The organism is Seohaeicola zhoushanensis, from assembly GCF_014656415.1.
Taxonomy (GTDB): Bacteria; Pseudomonadota; Alphaproteobacteria; order Rhodobacterales; family Rhodobacteraceae; genus Seohaeicola_A; species Seohaeicola_A zhoushanensis.
In genome coordinates this window covers 1-998 of the sequence record NZ_BNCJ01000071.1, presented here as the reverse complement: position 1 = coordinate 998, position 998 = coordinate 1, and the positions used below count along the sequence as shown (strand labels likewise).

Sequence of the window (998 nt, the reverse complement as noted above, 5' to 3'; positions counted from 1 at the left end):
CGTCGAAGCGCTCGCCGAACATTATGGCGAACTGGTTGCGGGCTGCAAACCATTCCCGAACATTTCTGCCATCCTTTTCGAACTTGCGGATTGCGAGGTAGATCAGCTTGGTCGCGGCCTCGTCGGTCGGGAATGAGCCCCGTGTCTTGATGGATTTCCGGATGACGCGGTTCAGACTTTCTATGGCATTCGTGGTGTAGATGATCTTGCGGATCGCGGGATCGAAACCAAAGAACGGGATCACCTCCTGCCATGCCCGGCGCCAGGCCGGGGCGATGGAGGCGTATTTCCCGGCCCATTTCTCTTCGAAGGCATCGAGCTCGGCTTCGGCCATATCGGCGGTCGGGGCGCTGTAAACCCGGCGCAGGCCGGCAGCCACCACCTTCCGGTCCTTCCAGGAACAGAAGTTCAGGCTGTGGCGCACCAGATGCACGATGCAGGTCTGGACCATGGTCTCCGGGAAGGCGGCGGTGATGGCCTCGGGGAAGCCCTTCAGACCGTCCACGACCGCGATCAGGATGTCCTGGATGCCGCGGTTCTTCAGCTCGTTCATCACCGACAGCCAGAATTTGGCGCCTTCATTTTCGGCGATCCAGAGGCCAAGAACCTCGCGCTGGCCATCTCGGGTAACGCCCAAGGCGACATACACGGCCTTGTTCTTCACCGTCCGGCTGTCGGCATCGCGGATCTTCACCCGTAGCGCGTCGAAGATCACGATCGGATACATCCGTTCCAGCGCCCGGCTCTGCCATTCCCGGACCTCGTCCAGAACGGCGTCGGTCACGCGGCTGATCAGGTCGGGCGAGACCTTCAGGCCGTAGAGATCGAGCAGATGAGCTTGGATATCCCGCACCGTCAGCCCGGCGGCATAGAGCCCGATGATCTTGTCATCCATCCCGTCGATCCGGGTCTGGCCCTTCTTCACCAGTTCGGGCTCGAAGCTGCTGTCGCGGTCGCGGGGCACCGCCACCGGCATCTCTCCGTCCTGCCCCTTCAGC

1 protein-coding gene is annotated in these 998 nt (G+C 61.9%); it reads right to left on the bottom strand.

Annotated elements, in window-relative coordinates:
* The coding region (locus tag IE266_RS26750) for an IS256 family transposase (RefSeq protein ID WP_189683186.1) at positions 1-998 on the bottom strand (998 nt) is incomplete at both ends.